This window comes from Brucella sp. HL-2 (genome assembly GCF_025846885.2).
Classification (GTDB): Bacteria; Pseudomonadota; Alphaproteobacteria; order Rhizobiales; family Rhizobiaceae; genus Brucella; species Brucella quorumnocens.
In genome coordinates this window covers 32,606-56,022 of the sequence record NZ_JAOYTK010000020.1, presented here as the reverse complement: position 1 = coordinate 56,022, position 23,417 = coordinate 32,606, and the positions used below count along the sequence as shown (strand labels likewise).

Here is a 23,417-nt window from a genome sequence, read left to right as displayed (position 1 = left end):
ACCATGCGCATAATGATCACCGGCATTCCGTCCTATTTGATGCGGACAGTCGAAAGCGTTTCAGGGGCGAGTGTCAAACACCGCCCATATTTCGAGCCCATTCGCAGCAAGAAAGATGTGATCGATCAGGTTAAGAAAATCGCCAATACCGGCAATTATCTCATTGGTGAAGGTGCCGCAAATGCCGTGCGCGGTCATGATGTGACCTATGTGCCGTTCTGGCATCTGGCCAATAGTCTCAATTCGCCTGATACGTATGCGAAGCTCAATGAAAGCTTCGATCTCTGCTTGTTTGCTTCGGCAAATCTGCTGCGTCCCGGCTATGCGGCAACGACTGAATCCTTCGTCTTCGAAAAGCTGAACATGCCGATTGTGGTCATGGGAATTGGTATCCAGAAGAAGGAAAATCTGAAAGCCGAGCTGCCCGAAGGCACGCGCCGGTTCCTCGAAATTCTGCGCCGCAAGGAAAGCTTCTTCCTTACGCGTGGTCATTTCACGGCTGAGTTCCTGAAGGATGCGGGCATGAAATATGTTCGGCCGACGGGCTGTCCATCGCTTTACTATGCACCCGATCAGATGAAGCTCTCGTTGAGCCGCCTTGCCGATCCAAGCCTTGCAGACGCGCAGAAAATCTCGTTTGGCGGATATCTCGGAAGCGTTGCAGATACGATTGTGGACGCGCACGCGCTGCTCGAAAAAGACAGTGTTGCAAGCTATGTCATTCAGGACGAAGTCATTGTCTACAATATGAACATGGCGGGCGAAGACCATTCAGAAGCCTATGATCAGGCTGCGAGCCGCATCACGGCACCTGTCGATTACAAGCATATGGAAAAATGGCAGCGCAAGAATGAGCTGCTGGTGTTTTTTGACACGCATAAATGGCGTAGCTGGATTTCCAGTCAGGATTTCGGCCTGAGCCGCCGCTTCCATGGCACGATTATCGGCATGCAGTCGGGTATTCCGGGGCTGATGATCGCTGTCGATGACCGTATGCGCGAAATGCTGAGCTTTGTCGGCTTTCCGCATATTGATGCGAGCGTCTGGAACAGAGAGCCGCAGAAAAAGGCTTTCCTGCGCGATTTCCTGTCGAAGATCGACGTGCCTGCTGCCATCAACCGCTATTCGGAATGTGAAGCCAATTTCAACGGCGCTCTCAAGGATATAGGCATCCGATGATGAGGACTCGCAAGAGCATCGGGGGTGGGATGGTGGCAGCGGTTGCGCTTTTAGGCGGCATGTTGCTAACGGCCCTACCTCAGAGCGCTCTTGCCGATACGCGCTTTGGCGTCAACCGGGTCAATATGGCCTGGCTCAAACCGGCAGAGCGCGAACAGATATTCGATCAAATGGTTGAGAATGGCGTGGTGTCAGTTCGGCTGTCGCTCACGCGACCGATTGATCAGAGCATTGATGCTGTGCGTCTTGCGCATGAAAAAGGTCTCGCCATCCTGCTCGAAATCTCGCTCAACAACGCGGATTTTTATCCCGAAGGAACCAAACCCCGTTCTGGTCGCGGGCGTATATGGGACATGTATCGGCTTTCCGACATATCGCCCGAGCGCTTTCAGCAGGCAATAGGTGATGCCTTGCAGAAGGTCGATGCGCTGGGCGTGCCGCTGGTCGGGGTTGAACCCGGTAATGAGATTAACTGGGGCGCTTATAACGGCGATCTCGCCATTCTGCCCAAGGAAAAGATGAAGACTGCACGCTCTTTAAGCGAGATGGAAGAGCTTCCGCTGGTTGAAAAAGGTACCGAGAAATACGTCGAACTTTTGCGTATTGTGCGCGGGGAGCTGGCAACAACCAAACACAGTGCCAATGCAAAGGTCATATCGGCGGGTCTTTCGGATATCCCCTTTCTCGATGCCGACCGACGCGGAATAGACAGCGTCGATCCAGCCGTCTTTACCGATCTTCTCAAGAAATATGGTCTAGACAATGCCGCCGACGGCTATGGTATTCATATCTATCCTGGCAGCAGCGGCACGCGCGCGGCGCGCGCAAAACATATAGGCAACGCGCTTTCTTTCTGTGGCGGAGCGGATGGCAAGCCATGCTGGATTACGGAATGGGGCTTTGCAAACACGTCCAAAGCTTGTCCGGCCAATGACAATAATCGCGAACAACTGGTCGAGAAGGCGCGCGACCGTTTCCGGCAGATGATGGATAGCGGCCAGATTGCTGCGGCTTATTATTTTGATTGGGATGCAAGCGCTTACGGTGTGTGGCGTTGCGGATCGCTAACGCCTGCCGGGAAAGCCGCAACCCGAGCTGCAACGGGGACAAAATGAAACTCAAGACTGTAATTATCGGCGGTTCCAATACCGTCATGCTGCCCGGTTATCTGCCGACACTTTTATCGACGATGGCGCGACGCGGCGTGGAGCTTGATATCGTCGCTGACCTCGCGGTGGGTGGTACAACAAGCGCGCTCGGCCTTTATCAGCTCAAGCAGTTCGAACAGCTCGAAGACTGTGAGCTGCTGCTGATCGAATATGCCATCAATGACGCCTTCGTTTATGGTGATGAGCGGCGCCCGTTCCGCCATTGGGCACGGTTCTATGAAGGAATTATCCGCTACGCTCTCGAGCGTAATCCGAACTTGCGGATTGCGACGCTCGTGTTTGGTGCACGCAACGGTTCGTTCCTGAATTCTGTTCCTTCGATTGACGCTGGCATCAATTACATCTCGCAATGGTACGGCACGATCTCAGCGGATGTCTCGCGAATGTTGATGCAGCAATATGGCCGCGATGTCGTGAGCAATCCGGCTTTCTATCTTGATCAGGGACATTATGCCCGACCAGTTTCGACGACGATTGTTGCGAACCTGATTGCCGATGTTCTCGAACCGGCTTTGTCTGTTCCACATCGTCCCAAGGCGTTGCCATTCGCCATTGATCCGGACAACTTTGCTAATGCGCGCGCGCTGAGTGGCGAACAGCTTTGCAAACGGCTGGGGCGCGTGCCGATCCAATACAGCAATCGCCGGTTTTCAATTTCAGCGCTTGACCTTGGTTCAGACAGGATGCGGTTTGAGGTTGATAACGGGCAATTGCTTGCGCTTGGCTATGTCTGCGATCCGCGCATTCCACCGTTGGATGTGACGATGGGCGAGGATGTCCATCGCGCCGCCATGATGAAGGGAGGCGTACGCGATGGAACCTATAAATTCCTCGTTTCGATGCTGAGTTTCGAGTTTCTTTATGGAGCGAAACTTCTGGAAGCACGCGGGAATGTGTCACTTGTCATGTCTGGTGCTGAAGATGGAACCGAGTACAAGCTGCATGTTCCCAAAGACAGCATCCATCATGAAGCGCTGCCTGCGGAACCGGTTCTGCCTATCACCGGCATTCTCTTTTCAGGCAATCTCAAAACCATGACGCTCGAGAGAAAGGCCCCTGCGATACCAATCATCGCAGAAGCCGCCCAGTAACCTAGAGCGCATCCCGAAAAATATGAAACGGTTCTCGGAATAAGATGCGTTTAAAAACAAATAAATAGAGCATTTCTAACGTTTCATCTTCAAAAGGAAATGCTCTAGCTTAGTAATTTAAAAATCTAATTTTTATGCCGCCTGGTTTGAAAGAGCCAGAGCGCAGTCTCTCCAGTCGCTGACTGCAGTTCCCTGAGTTACATTTTCTACAACAATGTGTTTTCCACCGAATACACCGGATGCGATCCAGTGACGTGCTTCTCGCTGATATACATCGATCGTAATACCCAGCTGTTCTACTTTGGCTTCTGCCAGCATATATTTTGCTCCACGAATGATGAATCTTGGGCGAAGGTCGCAATATAGACCAAATCCACAACAATCCGATGTCACGTTTGTGCTACCGGATTGTGAATGGCAATTTCAGTGCAATACAAACTTCTATTATGGAATATTGGTTCCCAGTTGCGGAAACAAACATTCAACAAAACGCGCAGCTGTGGGCTGCGGTTCATGATTGGCCAAGCCAGGCCGTTCATTAGCTTCAATAAACACATATTCCGGTGTCTCGGGTGATTTCACCATGAAATCGATGCCGACTACCGGAATTTCAATTGCACGCGCTGCCTTGCACGCAGCATCAACCAATGTCTTGTCCACGATTGTCGTGACATCGTGGATTGTGCCGCCGGTGTGTAGGTTAGCCGCTTTACGAACGGTAATTTCGCGTCGGTCTGCGAGCACGTCGTCTAGTAGCAGACCTTGCTGCTCAAGACAACGCTTGGTTTCAGCATCTATCGGAATACGGCTTTCACCACCCGTTGCGGCAAGGCGACGGCGGGACTGCGTTTCAATAAGCTTGCGTATGGTCAATTTTCCATCGCCAATCACGCGGGGTGGGCGGCGGACGGCGGCAGCAACCAGCTTGTAATCAATAATCACCAGCCGCAAATCTTCGCCCTCGAAACAGGCTTCGAGCAGAACATTTTCGCAGACCTCTCGCGCCTGCCTGATCGCTGCCCGCAGGTCTTTCATAGTCGAAATACCAACCGAAATTCCGCGTCCCTGTTCCCCCCGTGCAGGCTTCACAACCAGCTTTCCGTGCTTTTTAAGGAATGTCTCGAGCGTTTCGTCCGAGCCATCAGCAGGGATTTGTTCAGGCACGACAAGCCCTGCCTTGGCCACCGTGCGGCGCGTGACTGCCTTGTCATCGCAGATTGACATGGCGACACCTGATGTCATTTCAGACAGGCTCTCGCGGCAATGGATTGACCGCCCGCCATGAGACAGACGAAAGAAACCACCCTTGGCATCGGTGATGTCCACATGCACGCCGCGCCTCAATGCTTCATCAACGATAATGCGCGCATAAGGGTTGAGTGCCTCGACGGAGCTTGTTGGGAGTGCGAAGAACTTCTCGTTGATCGCATTCTTGCGCTTGATTGCAAAAAGCGGAACGCGACGAAATTTCAGCTTTTCATAAAGCCTGATCGCATTGTCATTGTCATAGAGAACCGACAGATCGACGTGATTGAGCCCGCGCGCCTGAAAATGTTCGGCGAGCTTGCGCACGAGTTTTTCACCGATACCGGGTTGTCGTGCCTGCGGGTGTACTGCAAGGCACCAGAGTGAGCCGCCCTGATCGGGATCATTGAACAGTCGCTGATGATTGATGCCCGTAACGGTGCCGACGATTTCTCCGGTTGCATCGTCTTGCGCCACAAAATAGGTGACGGCGCGATTATCGCGCTCGCAGGAAAAGAAATCGGCGCGCAACTGCACCATACCGCAGGCGGCGTAGACAGCATTGATGCCGTCTGCGTCTATTTCAGATACAGCGCGGCGAATGCTGATGCCGCGTGTCTGGCGACCACCGGCGCGATAATTGGAGAGTTCAAGCCGAAAAGTGTGCGATGGATCGAGAAAAATTTCCTGTGGCGCCTGTGAGAGCAGCACATGTGGATCGCTGACATAGAACAGGATATCGCGGCTTGCGGGGGCCTCGGCACGCAGCGCTTCGATGATTGCTTCGTTGCTTTCAAAGGTTTGCGCGAAAAGCAGCCGCCCCCAACCGCAATCGAGAACCACGTTGCGGTTGGCGGAGCTACCTTCTTCCTGATTACCCCCATGCAAATGGTCCTGGTAAAAACCAGCGCTTTCAGGAGTGCGCAGTCTCGTGAGCCTGTGCGAGAAAGCGTTTCTGCCTCGTGCTTTCTGCCGGGTCATTTCAATCTCACCTGTCTTTTTCATTTCAGGCTTCCCCAACTTGGGCTTCCTGCGTCTGCAGCCACATTTCCAGAAGTCCGGCCTGCCAGAGTTCTGAACCGCGCAGAGGCGTGATGTGATCGGAAGGATTTGCAAACAGACGATCAAGGTAATCGCGCTGAAATAGTCCTCGTTCGCGCGCCTTTTGTGATGACAGCGCATCGCGCAGCATGTCGAGATAGGGTCCGGCGATGTATTTGAGCTGCGGAACCGGAAAGTATCCCTTCTTGCGGTCGATCACGGCACTTGGCACGATCTTGCGCGCAACATCTTTCAAGATACCTTTGCCGCCATCGCGGAGCTTTTCTTCAGGCGGCATACGGGCAGCCAGTTCGACCAGTTCATGATCAAGGAACGGGACGCGGGCTTCCAGTCCCCATGCCATGGTCATGTTATCGACGCGCTTGACCGGGTCATCGACCAGCATGATGTTGCTGTCGAGACGCAGCGCGCGGTCAACCGGCGTATCGGCGCCGTCGCGTAGCAGATGCTCTTCGAGCAGCTCGCGGCTATAATCGCGATCCGGCATCCATTCGGGTGCAAGCTGAGTTCTGAGCACGTCATGCGAGCGATCACAGAATGCTTTTGCATAATCGCCGACCACATCGTTGGAATCGACCAGAGGCGGATACCAGTGATAACCGGCAAAGACCTCGTCGGCACCCTGGCCGGACTGCACGACCTTGATATGCTTGGAAACTTCCTTCGACAGTAGATAAAAGCCGACATTGTCATAGGAAACCATTGGTTCCGACATGGCGGCAATGGTGCCGGGCAGCGCATCCATAAGATCGGAAGATGGTACGAAAATCTTGTGATGGTCGGTGCCGAAATGCTTGGCAATCAGGTCAGAATAGACAAATTCATCGCCCTTTTCGCCGTTGGCTTCTTCAAAGCCGACTGAAAAGCTCATAAGCCCCGTCTGTCCAGCTTCCGCCAAAAGACCGACGATGAGGCTTGAATCGACGCCGCCCGACAACAGCACGCCAACAGGCACGTCAGAGATCATGCGGCGCTTGACGGCAACGCGCAGCATGTCGAGAAGCTGTTCCTGCCAGTCTTCGCGGCTCATGGTGCTGTCGCCAGCCAGTCGACTATGCGGCGGTTGCCAGTAGATACGGTCATTGAATTCGCCATTGGCCTGATAGACTCGGATGGTAGCCGCCGGCAGCTTGCGCACGCCATTGTAAATGGTGCGCGGCGGCGGAACCACAGCGTGAAAACTCATATAGTTGTGCAGCGCCCCGCGGTCGATTGACGTATCAACGCCGCCTGCTTTTACCAGCGCGGGCAATGACGAGGCAAAGCGCAGAGCGCCGCTTACTTCGGCCAGATAAAGCGGCTTGATGCCAAAACGATCGCGGGCAAAGATCACTCTGCCGGTATCGCGCTCATGGATGGCAAAGGCGAACATGCCGTAAAAACGGGAAACACATTCCTCACCCCAGGCGTGCCAGGCCTTGATGATGACTTCCGTGTCGCCATCGGAAAAGAACCGATAGCCTTGGGCTTCAAGTTCAGCGCGCAACTCGCGGAAATTATAAATGCAGCCGTTGAAGACAACACTGATGCCGAGATCGGCATCAATCATGGGCTGCTGGGATTTTTCAGATAGATCAAGGATTCTTAGTCGCCGGTGTCCGAAGCCGACATTACCACGCACCACGATGCCAGACGCGTCTGGACCTCTGGGGGCAAGAATATCCGCCATTTTCGAGATTGCCGTAACCGACGGCATACCGCCATCGAACCTGACTTCTCCGCAAATTCCACACATAAAAAGGGTCAAAACCTCCATTGTCATTCATAACAAGCAAGGCCGTCGCGTGAGTTTTGGCGGCGGCCTGTATATTTGCTAATGCATGCGCGTCGGGATGGTTCCGAAATTTCTAATTTTTATGCCGGTGGAGCTTTTTTCAGCTCATTTTCCTTGGAAAGCATATATTTTTCGGCAGAAATCATGTGTTCCAGCGCGATTTTATGTGCATCTTCGGCTCTGTTTTCGATCAGAGCGGTCAACAGCCGATGCTGAAAAAGCAGACCTTCTTCACGCGACGCAGGCGTCGGGTCGGCATAGATCGAGCGAGCAACCGGCATGTTGCGCAGCAGATTGTGCGTGAGGCCACTCATAAAACCGAGAAGCCGGCTCGGGCAGAGTTGTGCAAGCTGTGTGTGAAAGTCCAGCTCTGCCACACGCTGCTGAAACTGATCATCCAGATTGGTCGGTGGGCGATCATAAAACCGCATCGTGTTGTCTAACTTCTCCAAATCGTCCTGGCTCAGTTTGCCCGCAAGCGAGGCTGCAACTTCCGGCTCAAGCAGCTTGCGGATGGCATAAATTTCCTGAAGACCCGGCTGGTCGAAGAAGAAATAATTGCCCAGCATCTCCATCGCATGTTGCGCAGATGGTTCGGCTACGAAGACGCCGCCACCGGGGCCGGTGCGGGTGAAGAGCAGCCCTTGGGTTTCGAGCGCCTTCATCGCCTCGCGCACAGTGCCTTTGGCTGCCTTGAACTGGTCAATAAGATCTTTTTCTTGTGGCAACCGGTCGCCGGGTTGCAAATGATCCGTCTGAATGACTTGCCTGATGCGGTCAGCAATAATCTCCGGCCGTCGCTTCGCTTTGGTCAGCGATGCACGTTCTGGTTTGCTGCGGCTGTTCCGGGCCATGCCTGATTACTCTCTTTTCATACGCGGTGCGCTGTCTATCAGCTGACGTGTATAGGCATGTTGCGGGTTGGCAAAAAGAGCCTCCGCCGTGGCTTCTTCGACGATTTCCCCATAATACATGACGGCGACGCGGTCACTGATCGCTTCCACCACTGCAAGATCATGGCTGATGAACAGATAAGAGAGGCCGAACTGGCGTTTGAGCTCCTCGAGCAGCAAAAGCACTTGCGCCTGAACTGAAACATCAAGCGCGCTCACCGGCTCATCCAGCACGATAATTTCGGCATCTGCAGCAAGCGTGCGCGCAATGGCGATGCGCTGGGCCTGACCGCCTGAAAACTCGTGCGGATAACGCAACAAGGTATCTTTTGGCATCTGCACCGCATCGAGCAGTTCTCCCATGCGCTTCTGGCGCTGGTTGCGATCAAGTTCGCCGAGCAGTTTCAGTGGTGTTTCCAGTATTTGCCGAATGGTCTTGCGCGGGTTGAGCGAGGCCACGGGGTCTTGAAAAACATATTGGATGATTTTGCCAAAAGCGCGCGGGCCAGAGCGGCGAAGGGCACTTGCATCCTGACCGGCAATTTCCATCGTGCCATCGCTTGGCTCTGTCAGCCCTACCAGCATCCGCGCCAAGGTGCTTTTGCCGGAGCCGCTTTCGCCTACAATGGCCAGCGTTTCACCGCGCGCGAGGTTGAGCGACACGGATTTGACCGCTTCAACAGTATGGCGCTGTTTGCCGAAAAGTGTGCGCCCGCCGCCGAAGGTTTTGCTCAAGTTACGGACGGTGATTGCTGCTTCGCTCATGTTGCGGCCTCCGTCTCATTGCGACTGAACAGCTTTGACACGCGTTCATAGAAGTTCTTGCCCTGACCAAGTTCCGGCACACAGGCAATCAGCCGCTTGGTATAGCTGTGTTGTGGGTTCGCGAGCACGGTTTCGGCTGTTCCGGTCTCGACGATCACTCCGTCCTTCATGACGGCAACGCGATCACAGATTTCAGAGACTACGCCAAAGTCATGGGTGATGAACAGCAGCGCCATGCCACGCTCGCGCTGCAGATCGCGCAGCAACTCCAGAATGCGCGCCTGCACCGTCACATCAAGCGCTGTGGTTGGTTCGTCGGCGATGATGATGTCGGGATCATTGGCGAGTGCCATGGCAATGCCGACTCGCTGGCGCTGGCCGCCCGATAGCTGATGCGGATAATGATCTGCACGTTCTTTTGCGTCCGGAATGCCAACCTTTTCCAACAATGCGACGGCTTCGGCCCGGCGTTCGGATGAGCTGATCGATTTATGCGCTGCAATGGCCTCCTCAACCTGTTTGCCAATCGAGTACATCGGGTGCAGCGTCGTCAACGGGTCTTGAAATACATAAGCTACTTTGCTGCCGCGCGTTGCCGTCAGCTCGGTTTCTGTCATGTCGAGCACGTCTTTACCGTCAAGATAGATGGCGCCGCTGCGGATCAGCCCGGGCGGAGAGGCGACCAGACCCATGATGGACAGTGCAGTCACGCTTTTGCCCGAGCCGCTTTCGCCGATCAGGCCAAGGCATTCGCCACGATTAAGATGAAGCGAGACATTGCTTACTGCTGGGGTATAGCTGCCATTATTGACGAAGCCGGTCTCAAGTTTCTCAACGGCCAAAGCTGCATCCAGCATCTTGGTTTTAGGGGTGGTTCTGTTCCTGGCGATTGCCGTTACAGAACCGGGGCGGGCCAGAGCGCCGGAGCGCAAGCGGGGATCAAGCACATCGCGGATACCATCGCCCAGTACATTGAGGCTGATGACGATGAGAAAGATCATCAGGCCGGGCACGATGGAAACATGCGGTGCTGTGAACATCTGCGCGCGGCCTTCGCCCAGCATCGAGCCGAGATCGGCCTGCGGCGGCTGCGCGCCAAGGCCCAGAAAACTCAGCCCCGCTGTTTCAAGGATCATCCAGCCTGCAGTGGTCGACATGGTGATGACGATCACCGGCAGAACATTCGGCAACACTTCGCTGAGCAGGATTGAAATATGTCCTTTGCCCGAAAGCCGTGCAGCATCGACAAATTCGCGATTGGCAAGGCCGAGCGCTGTGCCACGCACATTACGCGCAAAGAACGGAATGTTGACCACGGCAATCGCATAAAGCGCATTCATCAGCCCCGGTCCAAGCGCCGCGACGATTGCCAGCGCCAGCAGAATATAGGGGAAGGCCATCAGCATATCGATGCCGCGCATCATGAGATTATCCGTTCGCCCACCCACATAGCCGGCGACGAGACCAATGGCCGAGCCGATGACGGCGGCAATCAGGGTGGCTGCAAAGCCGACAGCGACCGATACACGTGCGCCCCAGAGAAGGCGGCTCAGAATATCGCGCCCAAGCTGGTCGGTTCCAAGCAAATGGCCAGCAGAGAAGACCGGTTGCAGCCTGCTTGCAGGTGCCGTTGCATCCGGATTGGGCAATGGCAGGATAGGCACAATGAGGATCAGCACACAGATCAGAGCGAGTAGAAAGAAGCCGAAAGCTGCAAGACGATTGCTCATCAGCAGGCGCCATGAAGAAAGGCGTGCAGGCGTTGCGGGCGTGTAGGTTTCCGAAAGGGCGCTCATGTGCGTATCCTCGGATCAAGCATGGTTTGAAGAACATCGGCGAGTAGATTGAACAATACATAGCTGGCTGCCACGATCAGCACGCCGCCCTGAACAAGCAGGATATCGCGGGTAGAAATGGCCTTCACCAGCATCGCACCGATGCCGGGCCATTGAAACACGGTCTCGATATAGACCGCCCCGCCCAGCACAAAGCCTGCCTGAATGCCGATGACGGGAATGACACTGACAAGGGCTGCACGGAAGGCGTGGCCGTAAATCACGCGACGCTCGTTCAGCCCTTTGGCACGGGCGGTGCGGATATAATCCTGACGCAGCACTTCAAGCATTGCGCCGCGCGTCAGTCTGGCAATTACACCGGCCGCAACCACGGCCAAGGTGGAGGCAGGCAGGATCAGATGCCAGATCAGGTCTTTGAGATCACCGCCGCCATAGACCGCATACATGCCGGATGCCGGAAGAATACGCCAATGAACGGCGAAGAGATAAATCAGCAGAAGTCCAAGCCAGAATGACGGGATCGAAATGCCAGCCAATACAATGAATGTGATCGTGCGATCTGCCCAACCGAACTGACGAACGGCTGAGACAATACCTGCGAAAAGCCCGAAGAACGAACAAAGCACGAGGGCTACACCCGCCAGAATGAGCGTAGCCTGAAACCGTTCCAGCACCTCATCGAGAACTGGGCGGTTGAGCACGAAGGAGCGACCGAAATCGCCGTGCAACAGATTGCCGATCCAGATGAAATATTGCTGCACCAGTGGCTTGTCGAGACCGAGATCGCGGTTGATCCGCTCGACATTTTCCGGCGTCGCGTAAGAGCCGAGCAGGGCTGTGGCGGTATCGCCGGGAATTGATGCCATCACCAGAAAGACGATGACGGATAGTCCGAAAAGCACGGGAATAACTGCGACGAGCCGCTTGAAGATATAGGCTGGCATTGGCCCTCCTCCGCTTCGTTTAGAGCGCGTTTCGATCTGACGGAATCAAATCAGCGCTCTAACCCTTTTTGTTTTTGCGCACATCTTATCCCGAAAACCGGTTCCCAGTTTTCGGGATATGCGCCATCGGCTTTGATTGCTGGCGCAATGCTTTATTGTTTAGTCACTTCCTTGAGGTTCAGCAGGAATGACGGCTGGAGTTTGAAGCCTTGCACGGCTGCTGTTGTGACCGCATTCTGCTTCCAGTTGGCAACGAAGAGCCAAGGCGCATCGTCGTGGACGATCGACTGGATTTCACCATAGAGCTTGCCTCGTTCCGCCTGATCTGTCGATGTGCGGGCCTTGGTCAGCAACTCATCGACCTTCGGATTGGAGTAATAGCCGGAATTGAAACCGCCTTTATCCGGCAGCGCTTCGGTGCGCAGTGTTAGAAACGGAACGGTGTCGGGATCATTGGTCATCCAGGCCATTTCGGCCATATCGGCTTTGCCATCGAGGCCCGAGTTCACACGACCAAGGAAGGTGTTCCACTCATAGGTTTCAATTTTCACCTTGAAACCAACCGCCTGAAGATCAGCCTGAATGGCAGCACCCATATTGATGGGGTCAAGCATTCCCGAACCGCCTTCTGTCACATAGAAGGTGAGTTCAGGATTGGTGACACCGGCCTCTTGCAGTAGTGCTTTGGCTTTTTCAGGATCGTAAGCGTAAGGCTCGGTTTTGTCCTCAACCCAATTGAATGCGGGCGGCACAGGACCGGCTGCGACAGTGGCCGAACCTTGCAAGACATTATCGACCAAGCCCTGCTTGTTGACTGCATAATTTGCGGCCTGACGTACCTTCTTATCCGCGAATGGTCCGCTTTTGGTGTTGAGAATGCTGAACCAGACGTGTGGCCCGGCCTGTTCTGCAACGGCGAAATTCGCATCCTGTTTGAAAGTTGCGAGGTTGTCTGGCGGCACTTCGACCATGATGTCGATGCCCCCTGCCATCATTTCAGCAACCCGCGTGTTAGCATCGGTGATCGGTCGGAAAACGACAGCGTTCAGTATAGGCGCTGTATCCCAATAGTCTGGATTACGCTCGACTACGACACGTTGTCCTGACTGCCATTCAGCGAATTTGAATGGGCCGGTGCCAGATGGATGGCGGCCAAATTCAGCGCCATATTGTTCGACAGATGCTGGCGAAACGATAAGGCCAGTCGGATAGGCAAGGTTTGAAAGAAAGGGCGCAAATGGCTCTTTCAGCTTGAATTCAACCGTGCTTGCATCAATGGCGTTGACGCTTTCGATGGATTCAAAATTGAAAGAAAGCGGGAAAGGGCCTGTATTGTAGAAAGGATGATCCTTGTTCAACATGCGCTCGAAGTTGAACTTGACGGCTTCAGCGTTGAAATCGGAACCGTCGTGGAACTTTACGCCCTGTCTCAGCTTGAACGTATAAGTCTTACCGTCGTCGGAAATCGTCCAACTTTCAGCGAGCGAGGGTTCTATTTCGAGCGTGCCGTCCTTGTAGCGAACCAGACCATCATAAATGTTGACGAGGATGCGGAAATCGTTCGTCGCCGTGACTGTATGCGGGTCAAGCGATTGAGGCTCCGCAATCTGCCCGACAATCAGTACATCGGGCGGTGTCTGCGCGGCAGCTTGAAAAGTCGCTGTGCCCAGAACCAGAGTGGCCGCTGTTAAAACGGCGCGAAATAACCTCTTCATCAGCGGTTCCTTTCGTTGAGGCCAAATCTGTCAGACTTTAATTTATAGGGAGAAAATGACGTATATCAATAAATTATCATAATTAATTTGCGCGCATAGAAAAGGCGGGGTGAACCCCGCCTTCATTTTCCATACGTTTGGAGCCTATTCCGTCGGCATATCTTCCGGCTTCAAATCCTGCTCGGCGGTTGTCGACTTCTGATGTGTGAAACCCTTGATTCCCTTGGCTGTTTCCTCGGCGTCGCGCTTGATCTCAACGTCGCTCATTGCATAGTGAACGGTGAGTTTTGCAATTGATGTCAATGCGCTCAAGTGAATACGCTCATAGCCATGTGAGGCATCGACGCCAAATGTCAGCAGAGCTGTGCGAACATCGTGGCCGGCTTCCACTGCTGAGGCTGCATCGGAGCGGTAATAGCGGAAAACGTCCTTTTGTACGGGTATTTCATGCTCACCGCAGAGCTCGTAAAGCTTTTTCGTCAGGTGATAATCGAAGGGGCCGGTCTGGTCGGCCATGGCCAGGGTTACGCCAAATTCCGATGAGTTCTGTCCAGGCGCGGTGGTGCCATTGTCGATAGCAACGAGTGAGGCTATGTCTGGCACCACAACCGCTGACGCACCGACACCGACTTCCTCTCCGATGGTGAAAAGCCAGTATGTATCGACCGGTGTTTCGACCTTGAGGCGTTGCATGGCTTCAAGAGAAGCCAGCATGATGGCAACCCCTGCCTTGTCATCGAGATGCCGGGAAACAATGAAACCGTTATCAATGAATTCCGGCATTGGATCGACGGCAACAATATCGCCGACATCAATCCCCAGCTCGATCAGATCTTCCTTGTTGCGGGCGAGCGCGTCGACACGCAACTCGATATAGGTCCAGCCAACTGGCAGCGTGTCCACTTCGTCGTTGAAGGTGTGGCCGGAGGCTTTCAGCGGCAGGATCGAACCGCGATAAGTGCCTTTGGATGAGAAGATCGAAACACGGGCACCTTCTGCAAAACGTGCTGACCAGTTTCCGATGGAAACAAGCTCGAGCCGCCCGTTTGATTTGAGATATTTGACCTGCGCGCCTAGTGTATCGAGATGGGAAACGATGCCGCGCGCTGGTTTGCGGGAATTGCCGTTGCGGCGGGCACGAATAGCACCACGCCGCGTCAGCATCACCTCAAGGCCGAGCCTTTCCAGTTCGCGTGCAACATAGTGCACCGCTTCATCTGTAAAGCCCGTGGGACTTGGAATTGCCAGCAGAGCGCCCAGTTTTTCGAGCAGGTAATTTTGATCAATCGCAATATTTGTCATGGTGAGTCAATCTACGGCCCGGATATTCAACGTCAACCTCAGGCGTGGATTTAAACTGAAATCCTGAAACTAAGACGATATCATTCGTGCGGCAGGCTTGCCGATTGGTTTGATTTTCTTGATAAATTCGGCACCTTAAGCATTGGCTTCGCGCTATGACTTGTGTAGCTTTGCTAAAACAACGGGGGCGTTGATTTGCTGCTTGGGGACATTCATCCTGATGATAAAGCTGCGTACCAACGGGGATCGGTGGTTTGTTGCATTCGTCGCGTGTATCGGCGTCGCAATAACCATTCTCTTAGGACAGATGGAACTTGTCCGGCTTTCATATATCCGGCTTAACGACTATCGGGATAATCTTCTGTCCCATTCTGTGAATGTTGCGAAATCTGGCCGTGATACTCTGAGCATTGTGAATGATACGAGCCAAACCTTGTGCTCCGATGACAACCTGAAAGAGTTGCGCCTTCTCACATTCAAAGCACATTACCTGCGCGATATAGGTCGGGTGCTGAACAATCATATTGTCTGCACCGCACTATGGGGACGATTGTCTCCACCTGCTGAACTGCCCACGGCAGACAGGGAAGTGGACGGTGGCCATCGTTTGTGGGGGCAGGCCGCAGGTATCGGTAGCCATCTGACTGCGGTCGATATGGTTATGCATGGGTCAGCAGTGGTTTTCACATCGCCGGTTGCTTTTGCCTTATACGAACGTGCGCAGCCCAATCTGAGCGCGCATGTCATCAGCCAGGACGGTCAGTATATCTACCGGACATTTGGGGATGCGAGCCAGTTAACGACACAGCGGCCGGAAAAGCTCGCCTGGTACGATTTGCGCTCTCACCGGCTTGCGTCACGATGCTCCAATGACCTCGATATTTGTGTGATCGCAGCGCTTACAGGCGTCAGCATATTGCAGCAGGCACCGGGTGTTTTGTTGGCACTTGTTGCATTTGGTGGCCTCGCGGGCAGCGGGTTAGGCGTGGCAGCTGTCCAATGGCGGCGCGGCCATTCTTCGCTTCCGCAACAGGTTAAGCGGTCCATTGCAGAGGGGCGAGTAAGTGTCGTTTATCAGCCGTTGGTGCGATTGCATGACGGGCATGTGAATGGTGTCGAGGTGCTGGCGCGTTTGTCGGACGATCACGGAACTCCGATTGCGCCTGATGTATTCGTTATGATTGCAGAAGAATACGGTGTTATCAAAGACCTTACGCGCATCATTGTACGCAAGGCGCTCGATGAAATGCAGGTGCGCTTGCAGAATGACACGAATTTTTATCTCAGCCTGAATTTCTCGGTCGATGATGTGATCGATCCGGAAACGCTTGAGTTTTTGGATAAAGAGGTCAAGCGACACAATCTTTCATCACGACAAATCGTGTTGGAAATCACCGAGCGCTCGACTGCCCATCATGAACGCCTCATTGAGAGCATGAAATCATTTCGGGCAAGGGGTTATGAGTTCTTCATCGATGATTTCGGGACCGGATATTCCAATCTTGCCTATCTGGCAAAGCTGCCGATCAGCGGTATTAAAGTCGATCGCATGTTCACGCAGGCCATCGGAACCGAGGCTGTCAGTTCCGAGATTGTTGAGAACATCTGTAATATAGCTGGACGACTTGAACTTAAGCTCATCGTTGAAGGCGTGGAAACACAGGAGCAGGCAGATTACGTTCTGGCCCTACATCCAGAGGCGGTGGGGCAGGGTTGGCTCTTTGGGCGGCCAGTGCCTGCTTGGGGTCTGCCCCAGGTCGCCCCGAACGTTTGACGGCGGGATATAGCAATTTTAAGTTGACTATTTTAATCATATATAACAGTAAGAGATAACACTGCTGCAACAGGCGTGTCAGTGGATTGAATTCGGCGTTTGAATCCCGACTGACACAGATGCCGGTCCGCTGCGGTGATATTTGTGCGTTTCGAATGAGTTTCGATTGATGTGGAATCTGCAACGCCTTTTCCAAAACCATGCGCGGGAGTTGAACCGCTTTTTCCGGCGTCGAGGACATAATGCTGAAACGGCTGCTGACCTGACGCAGGATACCTTCGTCAGGGTTATGTCTGCATCTTCATCTGGGCCATCGGGCAAGGATAACAATCCTCGTGCATATCTGCACCAGATCGCGCGCAATCTCTCCATCGACCTTTATAGGCGTGAGCGTATTGTCGAATATGTCAATATGCCGGACGAGGAATGGCGCCGCGTTGCCGATGCGACACCGACGCCGGAGACAATCGTCTATGACAGGCAGCGCCTTATGATTATAGAAAAAGCGCTGCTTGAGCTGCCTGAACAGACACGTCGGGCATTTGAGCTCCATCGTCTCGAGGAAAAGACGATTGCCGAGGTGGCGAGCGAATTGGGGCTTTCTGTGTCGCGGACATGGACGCTGATCAAACGCGGTTACGTGCATTTGAGAGCGCGTTTGCTGGATGTTTCTTCCGACACATGAGGGAGAAAATTCTCGCTCTTCATTCGTTATAATCAATAAGAGTTGTTTTATGAGAAGCTGTTCAGCTGTGTGAAGCGGCTGAATCATGAGGATCGCCGCTGAATGGATGACAAACTATCGGAAAGCGAAAAGCTGTTCGAGGAAGCTCTGGATATTGTCATCCGCATTCAGGATGACCCGGACAATCCGGTCGCGCTTGAACTGGTCCAGCGTTGGCGTGCGCGCAGTCCCGAGCATGAAACAGCGTGGCGTGAGGCTATGGATATTTATGGCATGACTGGCAAGGTCATGCAGGATCAGCGCCGTGCGAGCCGTGGCTCGAAGATGTCGCGTCGCTCGATTTTGACTGGCGGGGCGGCAGGACTTACCGTTGTCGCAGGCGGAGCGCTTTTCGGACCACAGCTCATTTTGCAGGCACAAGCCGATTATATGACTGCGTCTGCTCAATTGCAGGATGTTTCACTCTCAGATGGCAGCCAGGCAACTCTGGGCCCTGATAGTGCCATTCGCTTGAAATTCGATGCAAATGCCCGTCATGTCGAGCTGTTGGCAGGGATGGCTTTTTTCGAAGTAAAGCCCGATCCCGCGCGCCCCTTCAGTGTCGAAACTGGAAATCTGATTGCCACGGCTTTGGGGACTGCCTTTGATGTCAGTAGTGATGCCGGCTATCTCACAGTTTCCGTCGATCATGGGCTGGTTGCGGTCAGACCAACTGGTGCGCGCGACACGCTGACCCCGCTTGGTGAGGGCGACTGGCTTACGTTCAATGAGCGAAACCATGATTTTGAGCGTGGTAATCGCGATATATCGCAAATCGCTGCCTGGCGTCAGGGCATCATCGTTGCTGAACGCGATACCATTTCCTCTGTTGTGGCCCGCATTGCACGTTGGCAGTCGGGTCGTGTGCTGCTCGCTCAACCAGGCTTTGGGGCGCAGAGGATCAGTGGTGTGTTTGATCTCAATAATCCTGTTTCTGCACTTGAAGCTGTTGTCGAGCCTTATGGCGGAAAGGTCCGCCAGATATCACCTTGGCTGACTGTCATCTCTTCAATTTGAGAATTACATTTTTTGCTGATTTTTTTGGAGCGGGGGAGAAAATCGCCCCGCTCCATTCGTTTTAAGCAACAGGGTCGGAAGTTAGCTGCTGCCATGCAACCGCCTTTTCACAAATTGATGGAGTGGTTGAGCGATGGGGCTTCGTGTCGGTAATAATGTTGTGCGGCGGCTGGGAATGCGAGTTCTGACGGCCGCGCTTTTAGGGTCGACATGCATTTATGCCTTGTCACTTTCGGTGGCAACAAATGCTCAGTCACAGGCCCAACGACAGGTTTCATTCAATATTCCCGCAGGTTCGCTGGCCTTGGCACTGGCAAGCTTTGGTCGTCAGGCCGGAATGCAGGTCACTTATCAGCCGCAAATTGCCGCTTCCAAGCAGGCTCCAGCTGTATCGGGAATGATGTCGCCACAAGATGCTTTGTCGCGCATTCTTTCGGGATCTGGTGTTTCCTATCGTTTCACCGGAAGCAATACGGTTGCACTTTCCGCTCCATCGGTAGCCGTTCAAGCCCCGCTAGCAGCTGATGGAACAACGTTGCTTGATACAATCACCGTCACGGGCGGAAGTGGGGCGGTGGCAGCAGATGCTCCATATTATACTGCTGCTCCGACATCTTATATTTCCTCGGAGACCATCGAGCGTTTTCGCGGCTCAAGCCCTGCCGATATCTTCCGTGGCACACCGGGTGTAATGTCCGGCGAGGCGCGCAATGGCGCAGGTTCAGTGGACGTCAACATTCGCGGCATGCAAGGCATGGGCCGAGTTGCGACCACCATCGATGGTGCTGAAAACAGCGTGACTGTTTATCAGGGTTATCAGGGCCTTTCTAACCGCACCTACATTGATCCTGATCTGATTGCCGGCATCGATATCAACAAGGGGTCGGACGCATCCTCACGCGGTATTGCAGGCAATGTCGCCATTCGAACCCTTGATGCCGACGATATTGTCAAGGAAGGCGATAATTGGGGTATGCGTGTGAAAGGTGAGTATGGATCGAACTCCTCCTCGCCTCATGCGGGTGCGAAAGGTGGATATTCATGGCCCTATTCGCCAAGCGATGTCCCGGAAGTTGTTGGATCGCCGGACGGCATGGACCGACCGTCTTTCCTGACGCCGACCAACGGTTCAGCAAGCGTTGTTGCTGCGATTAAGGAAGAAAATTATGATATTTTCGCGGGTTATGCCTATCGCAAGCGCGGTAATTATCACGCCGGTAAGCATGGTCCATCGGCTGATCCGGTGAATATCGGACCTGCCAGGACGTGCAATACCTCTGGCTCCTGGTGCCAGAACTGGCCAGAATATATCGAAAACGGTGGGCTTACGAATTACCGTGCTGGCGAAGAGATTCTCAATACACAGCTTGAGACAAAATCCTTCCTGACAAAAGCGACGCTCCGCTTTGATGGCGGTCACACGCTTAAGCTCGGCTATACCGGCTTCCGGGGCGAGGCAGGCGATCTGCTGGCATCCCGCTTCACAGGGGATCGCAGTCAGCCGATGCAACAGGAGCTGACATCCGGTTCCAAGCTCGATACCGGCACTATGCGTTATTACTGGAACCCGGATGACAACGAGCTGATTGATCTGAAAGCCAACCTCTGGGTAACAAAACTGGAACTGCGCAATCCGAGGCGCGGCAACATGATACCGACATCGGAGTCACTTGGCCTTTCGCCCAACTTCCGTACGGGGTCGAATACGATCATGTGGGGTGGTGATGTTGCCAATAAATCCAAGTTTTCGTTTGGCGATTATGGCGATCTCGATCTGAACTATGGCATCTCCTATCTCAGGGAGGATACCCGTCCGAGCGCCTACACGAACGAACTTGAAGGCTGGCTTAATCTACGTGACGCCTATCGTGATGAAATGGGCATCTTCACCAAGGCAGCCTATAAGCCGGTTGACTGGCTGACACTGAATGCTGGCCTGCGTTATTCCCATTACTGGTCGCATGACCGACGCACGCAAGCCAATGACTCGGCACAGCTAAACCCCGAACCAAATCGGGATTCGGGCGGCTTCAGTCCATCATTCGGCGTAACGGTTGAGCCATTCGACGGTAGCCAGCTCTATGTCAATTATTCCAACGCGCTGCGTTATCCGAGCCTGTTTGAATCTGTTTCTGCATTCACCGTCATTCCCAATGCCGGACTGCAACCGGAGCGTTCCAGCAACTGGGAAGTGGGGGCCAATTTCACCAAGGACGGTCTGCTCAATGACGATGATCGCGGCATGGTCAAGTTTGGTTATTTCAACTGGGACGTTAAAGATTACGTTGCACGGGCATTCCGCGATTTCTACGATGACAGCGGGAAATTTGTCTACAGCGGTATGCAGGTCTACAACATTGATCGCGCACGCTTCTCAGGTCTTGAATTCTCGAGCCGCTATGAGGCTGGCGGGTTCACTGCCGATTTCTCAGCCAACTATTATCTTGATGTAGAGTTCTGCCGTACTTCTGATACTTGCGGAGCCAAATCGCTTTATGGCGACTATGCAACCAATCAGGTGCCGCCAAAATACAGTGTTGATCTGACACTTTCGCAGAAGATGTTGGAAGACAGACTGACGCTCGGCGGGCGTGTTTCCTATGTTGGCCCGCGCGCTATCGGCCATGGCGATGTTACAGCGGTTGGTGCAGGTGAGTTTATCTCGCTGACCCGTTGGAAGCCTTATACGCTGGTCGATATTTTTGCCGAATACAAAATTACTGACAGTTTGACTGCGACAGCGCGGATCGAAAATCTGACGGACCAATATTATGTCGATCCGCTCGGTCTGGTTAACCAGCCGGGACCAGGTCGCACTTTCTATGCCGGGCTCACAAGCAATTTCGGTGGTGATCAGCGTCTGCCGCAGCTTTCGCCATTCTCGCGCTCGCAAACCGGTGCGCCCGGTATCGATTGGAGCGGTTTCTATGGTGGTGTTCATGCGGGTATGACGTCGGGTCGTACATGGGGCACCACGACCGCGTTAGACGGCACAGCTGATCCGATTTCAAACAGTGAATCTGCCGACCGTGGCTTTGGTAACTCTGCGCTCTTCGGTGTGCAGGCTGGCTATAACTATCAGTTCAGCAATCGTGTGGTGGTGGGTATTGAAGCCGATGTGAGCAAGACCCGAATGAAGGGTGCGCAGGCAGCCTTTATGCAGGAAGACTGGATTGCAGCACAGAAGGACATCGCCGGCATTCAGGCCAATACGCACTACGATATCGACTGGACCGGATCTATTCGCGGTCGCCTCGGTTATGCGTTGGATAATCGCTGGCTCGTCTATGGTACTGCAGGTATCGCCTTCGCCCATGAAAAAATGACCCGCGACCAGTATCGTTATGCGGAAGATATCATGGGCAAGCCGCAATCGAGTCTTTTTTCAATCGACAAACAATCGGGAACACGTGCGGGTATCACTGTTGGCGGTGGTGTGGAATATGCAATCAACGACCGCTGGTCGGTGAATGCCGACTATACCTATAGCCGCTTTGGAAACCGCAGTTTCAATTTCGAAAATGCACGTGCGGGAACGGGTGGCAACTACACGACCAGAGAGCAGACAGGTATAGAAATTACACCGCCCGATCCATTCCTGTGTGAATTTCTGGGAGATACTTTCTGCGATCCAACCGAAACACCAGTCTACAAATATACGGATCATACGGGCAGTTCGAATATCGTAAACGGTCGTAAGGCGTCTAATTCACTCGATACCCATACGGTCAAGTTGGGGCTTAATTTCCACTTCTAATGCGTTCGGGATGCGTCATTTTGTGCAAAGACAGATTTTTCTGCCTTTGCACTGCAAAAAACAGCTCCCTCAATCGTCTTAGTAATGAGAAAGGCTAGCGTCTTGTTCATACTGATCAGACCTCGCCTGCCAACAGGGATACACTAAATGACTGACGCCACTGTTCTTGAGCAATCGGTTGCTCTTCCTCGCTCTAAGCGCCTGAAGGCATGCACGACTGGAACGCATGAACGCCTTGATCAAAGCATTATGGCAAGCGACCCCTTTGCCAGCCGTGAGCGCTATGCTCTGTTTGTCGAAGTTCAGTATCAGTTCCACCGCGATATTGACGCGCTTTACGATGCGGCAGCACTCGATGCATTGCTGCCCGATTTGCAAGGCCGTCGTCGCTTTGTGCTGGTGGGACAGGACCTGATTGATCTCGGTTTCGACCTGCCTGCAGCAGACGCAGCGCCTGCTTTCCCAGTTGGCAACGATGTCGATTTGCCGACTGCACTTGGCTGGCTCTATGTGGCTGAAGGCTCCAATCTTGGCGCGGCTTTCCTGCTCAAGGAAGCGTTGAAGCTCGGCTTGTCGGAAGAACTCGGCGCACGTCATCTGGCTGGTGCGCCGGAAGGCCGTGGTCTCCACTGGCGCACTTTCACCGCAGCTCTCGATGAGATCGAGTTGTCGGATGCGGAAGAGGAGCGCGTTGTTGCAGGTGCGGAAGCAGCCTTTCGCCTCGTTCATGCACTGGTGCGGACAATCTTTCATGACCGCCTCTGACATAAACTCTGTGGAAGGCAGGGCTGCCCCGAATTCTCGATCACGCGCCTATCCCGATGAACGGCAGCGGGCTGGTTATCTCGCGTTGGGGCTGTTGCTGATCGCTGCAGCCTTGGTCGGTTGTCAGGTACGGCTGATGCCCTCTGCCTTGTTTGTGTTTGGTGCGTTGCTTTGCTTCGTACAGCTTTCGCCCAAAGCATTGTGCTGGCTGGAGACAAACAGGATCACGCGCCGCGTTATCGGCGCGTGGCGCAGGCTCAATGCATGGCCGCGATTATATCGGATCTATCTGCTTGCCATCTTTGCTGTGATTTGTCTGACGATGCTCATGTTTGTCCCCCAAGCGCTGTGTCTGGAATTTGCGATCAACGGAATACTTTGCACAGGCCTGTTGCTCTTTGTGGGGCCTCAAAGCCGTCAGCTTAAACACGTTTCAGAATAAAGA

At 53.7% G+C, this 23,417-nt stretch carries 18 protein-coding genes; 9 read left to right on the top strand and 9 right to left on the bottom strand.

Going from position 1 to position 23,417, the window contains the following annotated elements:
- Nucleotides 1-3: 3 nt before the first annotated feature.
- From OIV19_RS17910 to OIV19_RS17900, 3 genes are read left to right on the top strand one after another with little or no spacing between them, the layout of a single operon-like run.
- Nucleotides 4-1,179 (top strand): polysaccharide pyruvyl transferase family protein, encoded by a 1,176-nt coding sequence (locus OIV19_RS17910; RefSeq protein WP_191792906.1) that lies wholly within the window; start codon nt 4-6, stop codon nt 1,177-1,179.
- On the top strand, nt 1,176-2,294 hold the full coding sequence (locus tag OIV19_RS17905; RefSeq protein ID WP_264232552.1) for a glycoside hydrolase: 1,119 nt from the start codon (nt 1,176-1,178) through the stop codon (nt 2,292-2,294). The genes OIV19_RS17910 and OIV19_RS17905 overlap by 4 nt, the downstream gene beginning before the upstream one ends.
- Entirely contained in the window at nt 2,291-3,439 is a 1,149-nt protein-coding gene (locus OIV19_RS17900) for an SGNH/GDSL hydrolase family protein (RefSeq protein ID WP_191792908.1), read from the top strand. The genes OIV19_RS17905 and OIV19_RS17900 overlap by 4 nt, the downstream gene beginning before the upstream one ends.
- 132 nt (nt 3,440-3,571) lie before the next feature.
- Here OIV19_RS17900 and OIV19_RS17895 read toward each other — a convergent pair whose 3' ends face one another.
- The 9 genes from OIV19_RS17895 to OIV19_RS17855 form a co-directional block, all read right to left on the bottom strand.
- A complete protein-coding gene (locus OIV19_RS17895) occupies nt 3,572-3,757 on the bottom strand; it encodes a hypothetical protein (RefSeq protein WP_095445287.1) in 186 nt (61 codons plus the stop codon).
- A gap of 126 nt (nt 3,758-3,883) precedes the next feature.
- The gene (ngg, locus tag OIV19_RS17890; RefSeq protein WP_264232548.1) at nt 3,884-5,689 is read right to left on the bottom strand and encodes an N-acetylglutaminylglutamine synthetase; all 1,806 of its coding nucleotides are present in this window, start codon (nt 5,687-5,689) and stop codon (nt 3,884-3,886) included.
- A gap of 1 nt (nt 5,690) precedes the next feature.
- Nucleotides 5,691-7,481 carry an N-acetylglutaminylglutamine amidotransferase gene (locus OIV19_RS17885; protein ID WP_264232568.1) on the bottom strand — a complete coding sequence of 597 codons (1,791 nt, stop codon included), beginning with the start codon at nt 7,479-7,481 and terminating at the stop codon, nt 5,691-5,693.
- A gap of 119 nt (nt 7,482-7,600) precedes the next feature.
- Nucleotides 7,601-8,374, bottom strand: coding sequence for a GntR family transcriptional regulator (locus tag OIV19_RS17880; RefSeq protein WP_264232547.1), 774 nt, complete (start codon nt 8,372-8,374; stop codon nt 7,601-7,603).
- A 6-nt stretch (nt 8,375-8,380) separates the two neighbouring features.
- The gene (locus OIV19_RS17875; protein ID WP_191792911.1) at nt 8,381-9,178 is read right to left on the bottom strand and encodes an ATP-binding cassette domain-containing protein; all 798 of its coding nucleotides are present in this window, start codon (nt 9,176-9,178) and stop codon (nt 8,381-8,383) included.
- Nucleotides 9,175-10,974 (bottom strand): dipeptide/oligopeptide/nickel ABC transporter permease/ATP-binding protein, encoded by a 1,800-nt coding sequence (locus OIV19_RS17870; protein WP_191792912.1) that lies wholly within the window; start codon nt 10,972-10,974, stop codon nt 9,175-9,177. The genes OIV19_RS17875 and OIV19_RS17870 overlap by 4 nt, the downstream gene beginning before the upstream one ends.
- On the bottom strand, nt 10,971-11,918 hold the full coding sequence (locus OIV19_RS17865; protein WP_191792913.1) for an ABC transporter permease: 948 nt from the start codon (nt 11,916-11,918) through the stop codon (nt 10,971-10,973). The genes OIV19_RS17870 and OIV19_RS17865 overlap by 4 nt, the downstream gene beginning before the upstream one ends.
- 152 nt (nt 11,919-12,070) lie before the next feature.
- Complete coding sequence (locus OIV19_RS17860) at nt 12,071-13,633, bottom strand: ABC transporter substrate-binding protein (RefSeq protein ID WP_264232544.1); 1,563 nt, start codon at nt 13,631-13,633, stop codon at nt 12,071-12,073.
- Between the two features lie 144 nt (nt 13,634-13,777).
- On the bottom strand, nt 13,778-14,935 hold the full coding sequence (locus tag OIV19_RS17855) for an osmoprotectant NAGGN system M42 family peptidase (RefSeq protein WP_264232542.1): 1,158 nt from the start codon (nt 14,933-14,935) through the stop codon (nt 13,778-13,780).
- A 220-nt stretch (nt 14,936-15,155) separates the two neighbouring features.
- On the opposite strand from OIV19_RS17855, the gene OIV19_RS17850 reads away from it, so the two are divergent.
- From OIV19_RS17850 to OIV19_RS17825, 6 genes are all read left to right on the top strand, one after another.
- Nucleotides 15,156-16,709, top strand: coding sequence for an EAL domain-containing protein (locus OIV19_RS17850; protein ID WP_264232540.1), 1,554 nt, complete (start codon nt 15,156-15,158; stop codon nt 16,707-16,709).
- A 169-nt stretch (nt 16,710-16,878) separates the two neighbouring features.
- A complete protein-coding gene (locus OIV19_RS17845) occupies nt 16,879-17,394 on the top strand; it encodes an RNA polymerase sigma factor (protein ID WP_191792917.1) in 516 nt (171 codons plus the stop codon).
- Nucleotides 17,395-17,496: 102 nt separating this feature from the next.
- Nucleotides 17,497-18,450, top strand: coding sequence for a FecR family protein (locus tag OIV19_RS17840; RefSeq protein ID WP_264232538.1), 954 nt, complete (start codon nt 17,497-17,499; stop codon nt 18,448-18,450).
- Nucleotides 18,451-18,583: 133 nt separating this feature from the next.
- On the top strand, nt 18,584-22,207 hold the full coding sequence (locus tag OIV19_RS17835; RefSeq protein ID WP_264232536.1) for a TonB-dependent receptor domain-containing protein: 3,624 nt from the start codon (nt 18,584-18,586) through the stop codon (nt 22,205-22,207).
- Between the two features lie 147 nt (nt 22,208-22,354).
- The gene (locus tag OIV19_RS17830; protein ID WP_264232534.1) at nt 22,355-22,972 is read left to right on the top strand and encodes a biliverdin-producing heme oxygenase; all 618 of its coding nucleotides are present in this window, start codon (nt 22,355-22,357) and stop codon (nt 22,970-22,972) included.
- On the top strand, nt 22,959-23,414 hold the full coding sequence (locus tag OIV19_RS17825) for a DUF454 family protein (protein ID WP_264232532.1): 456 nt from the start codon (nt 22,959-22,961) through the stop codon (nt 23,412-23,414). The genes OIV19_RS17830 and OIV19_RS17825 overlap by 14 nt, the downstream gene beginning before the upstream one ends.
- The last annotated feature ends 3 nt before the right edge of the window (nt 23,415-23,417 follow it).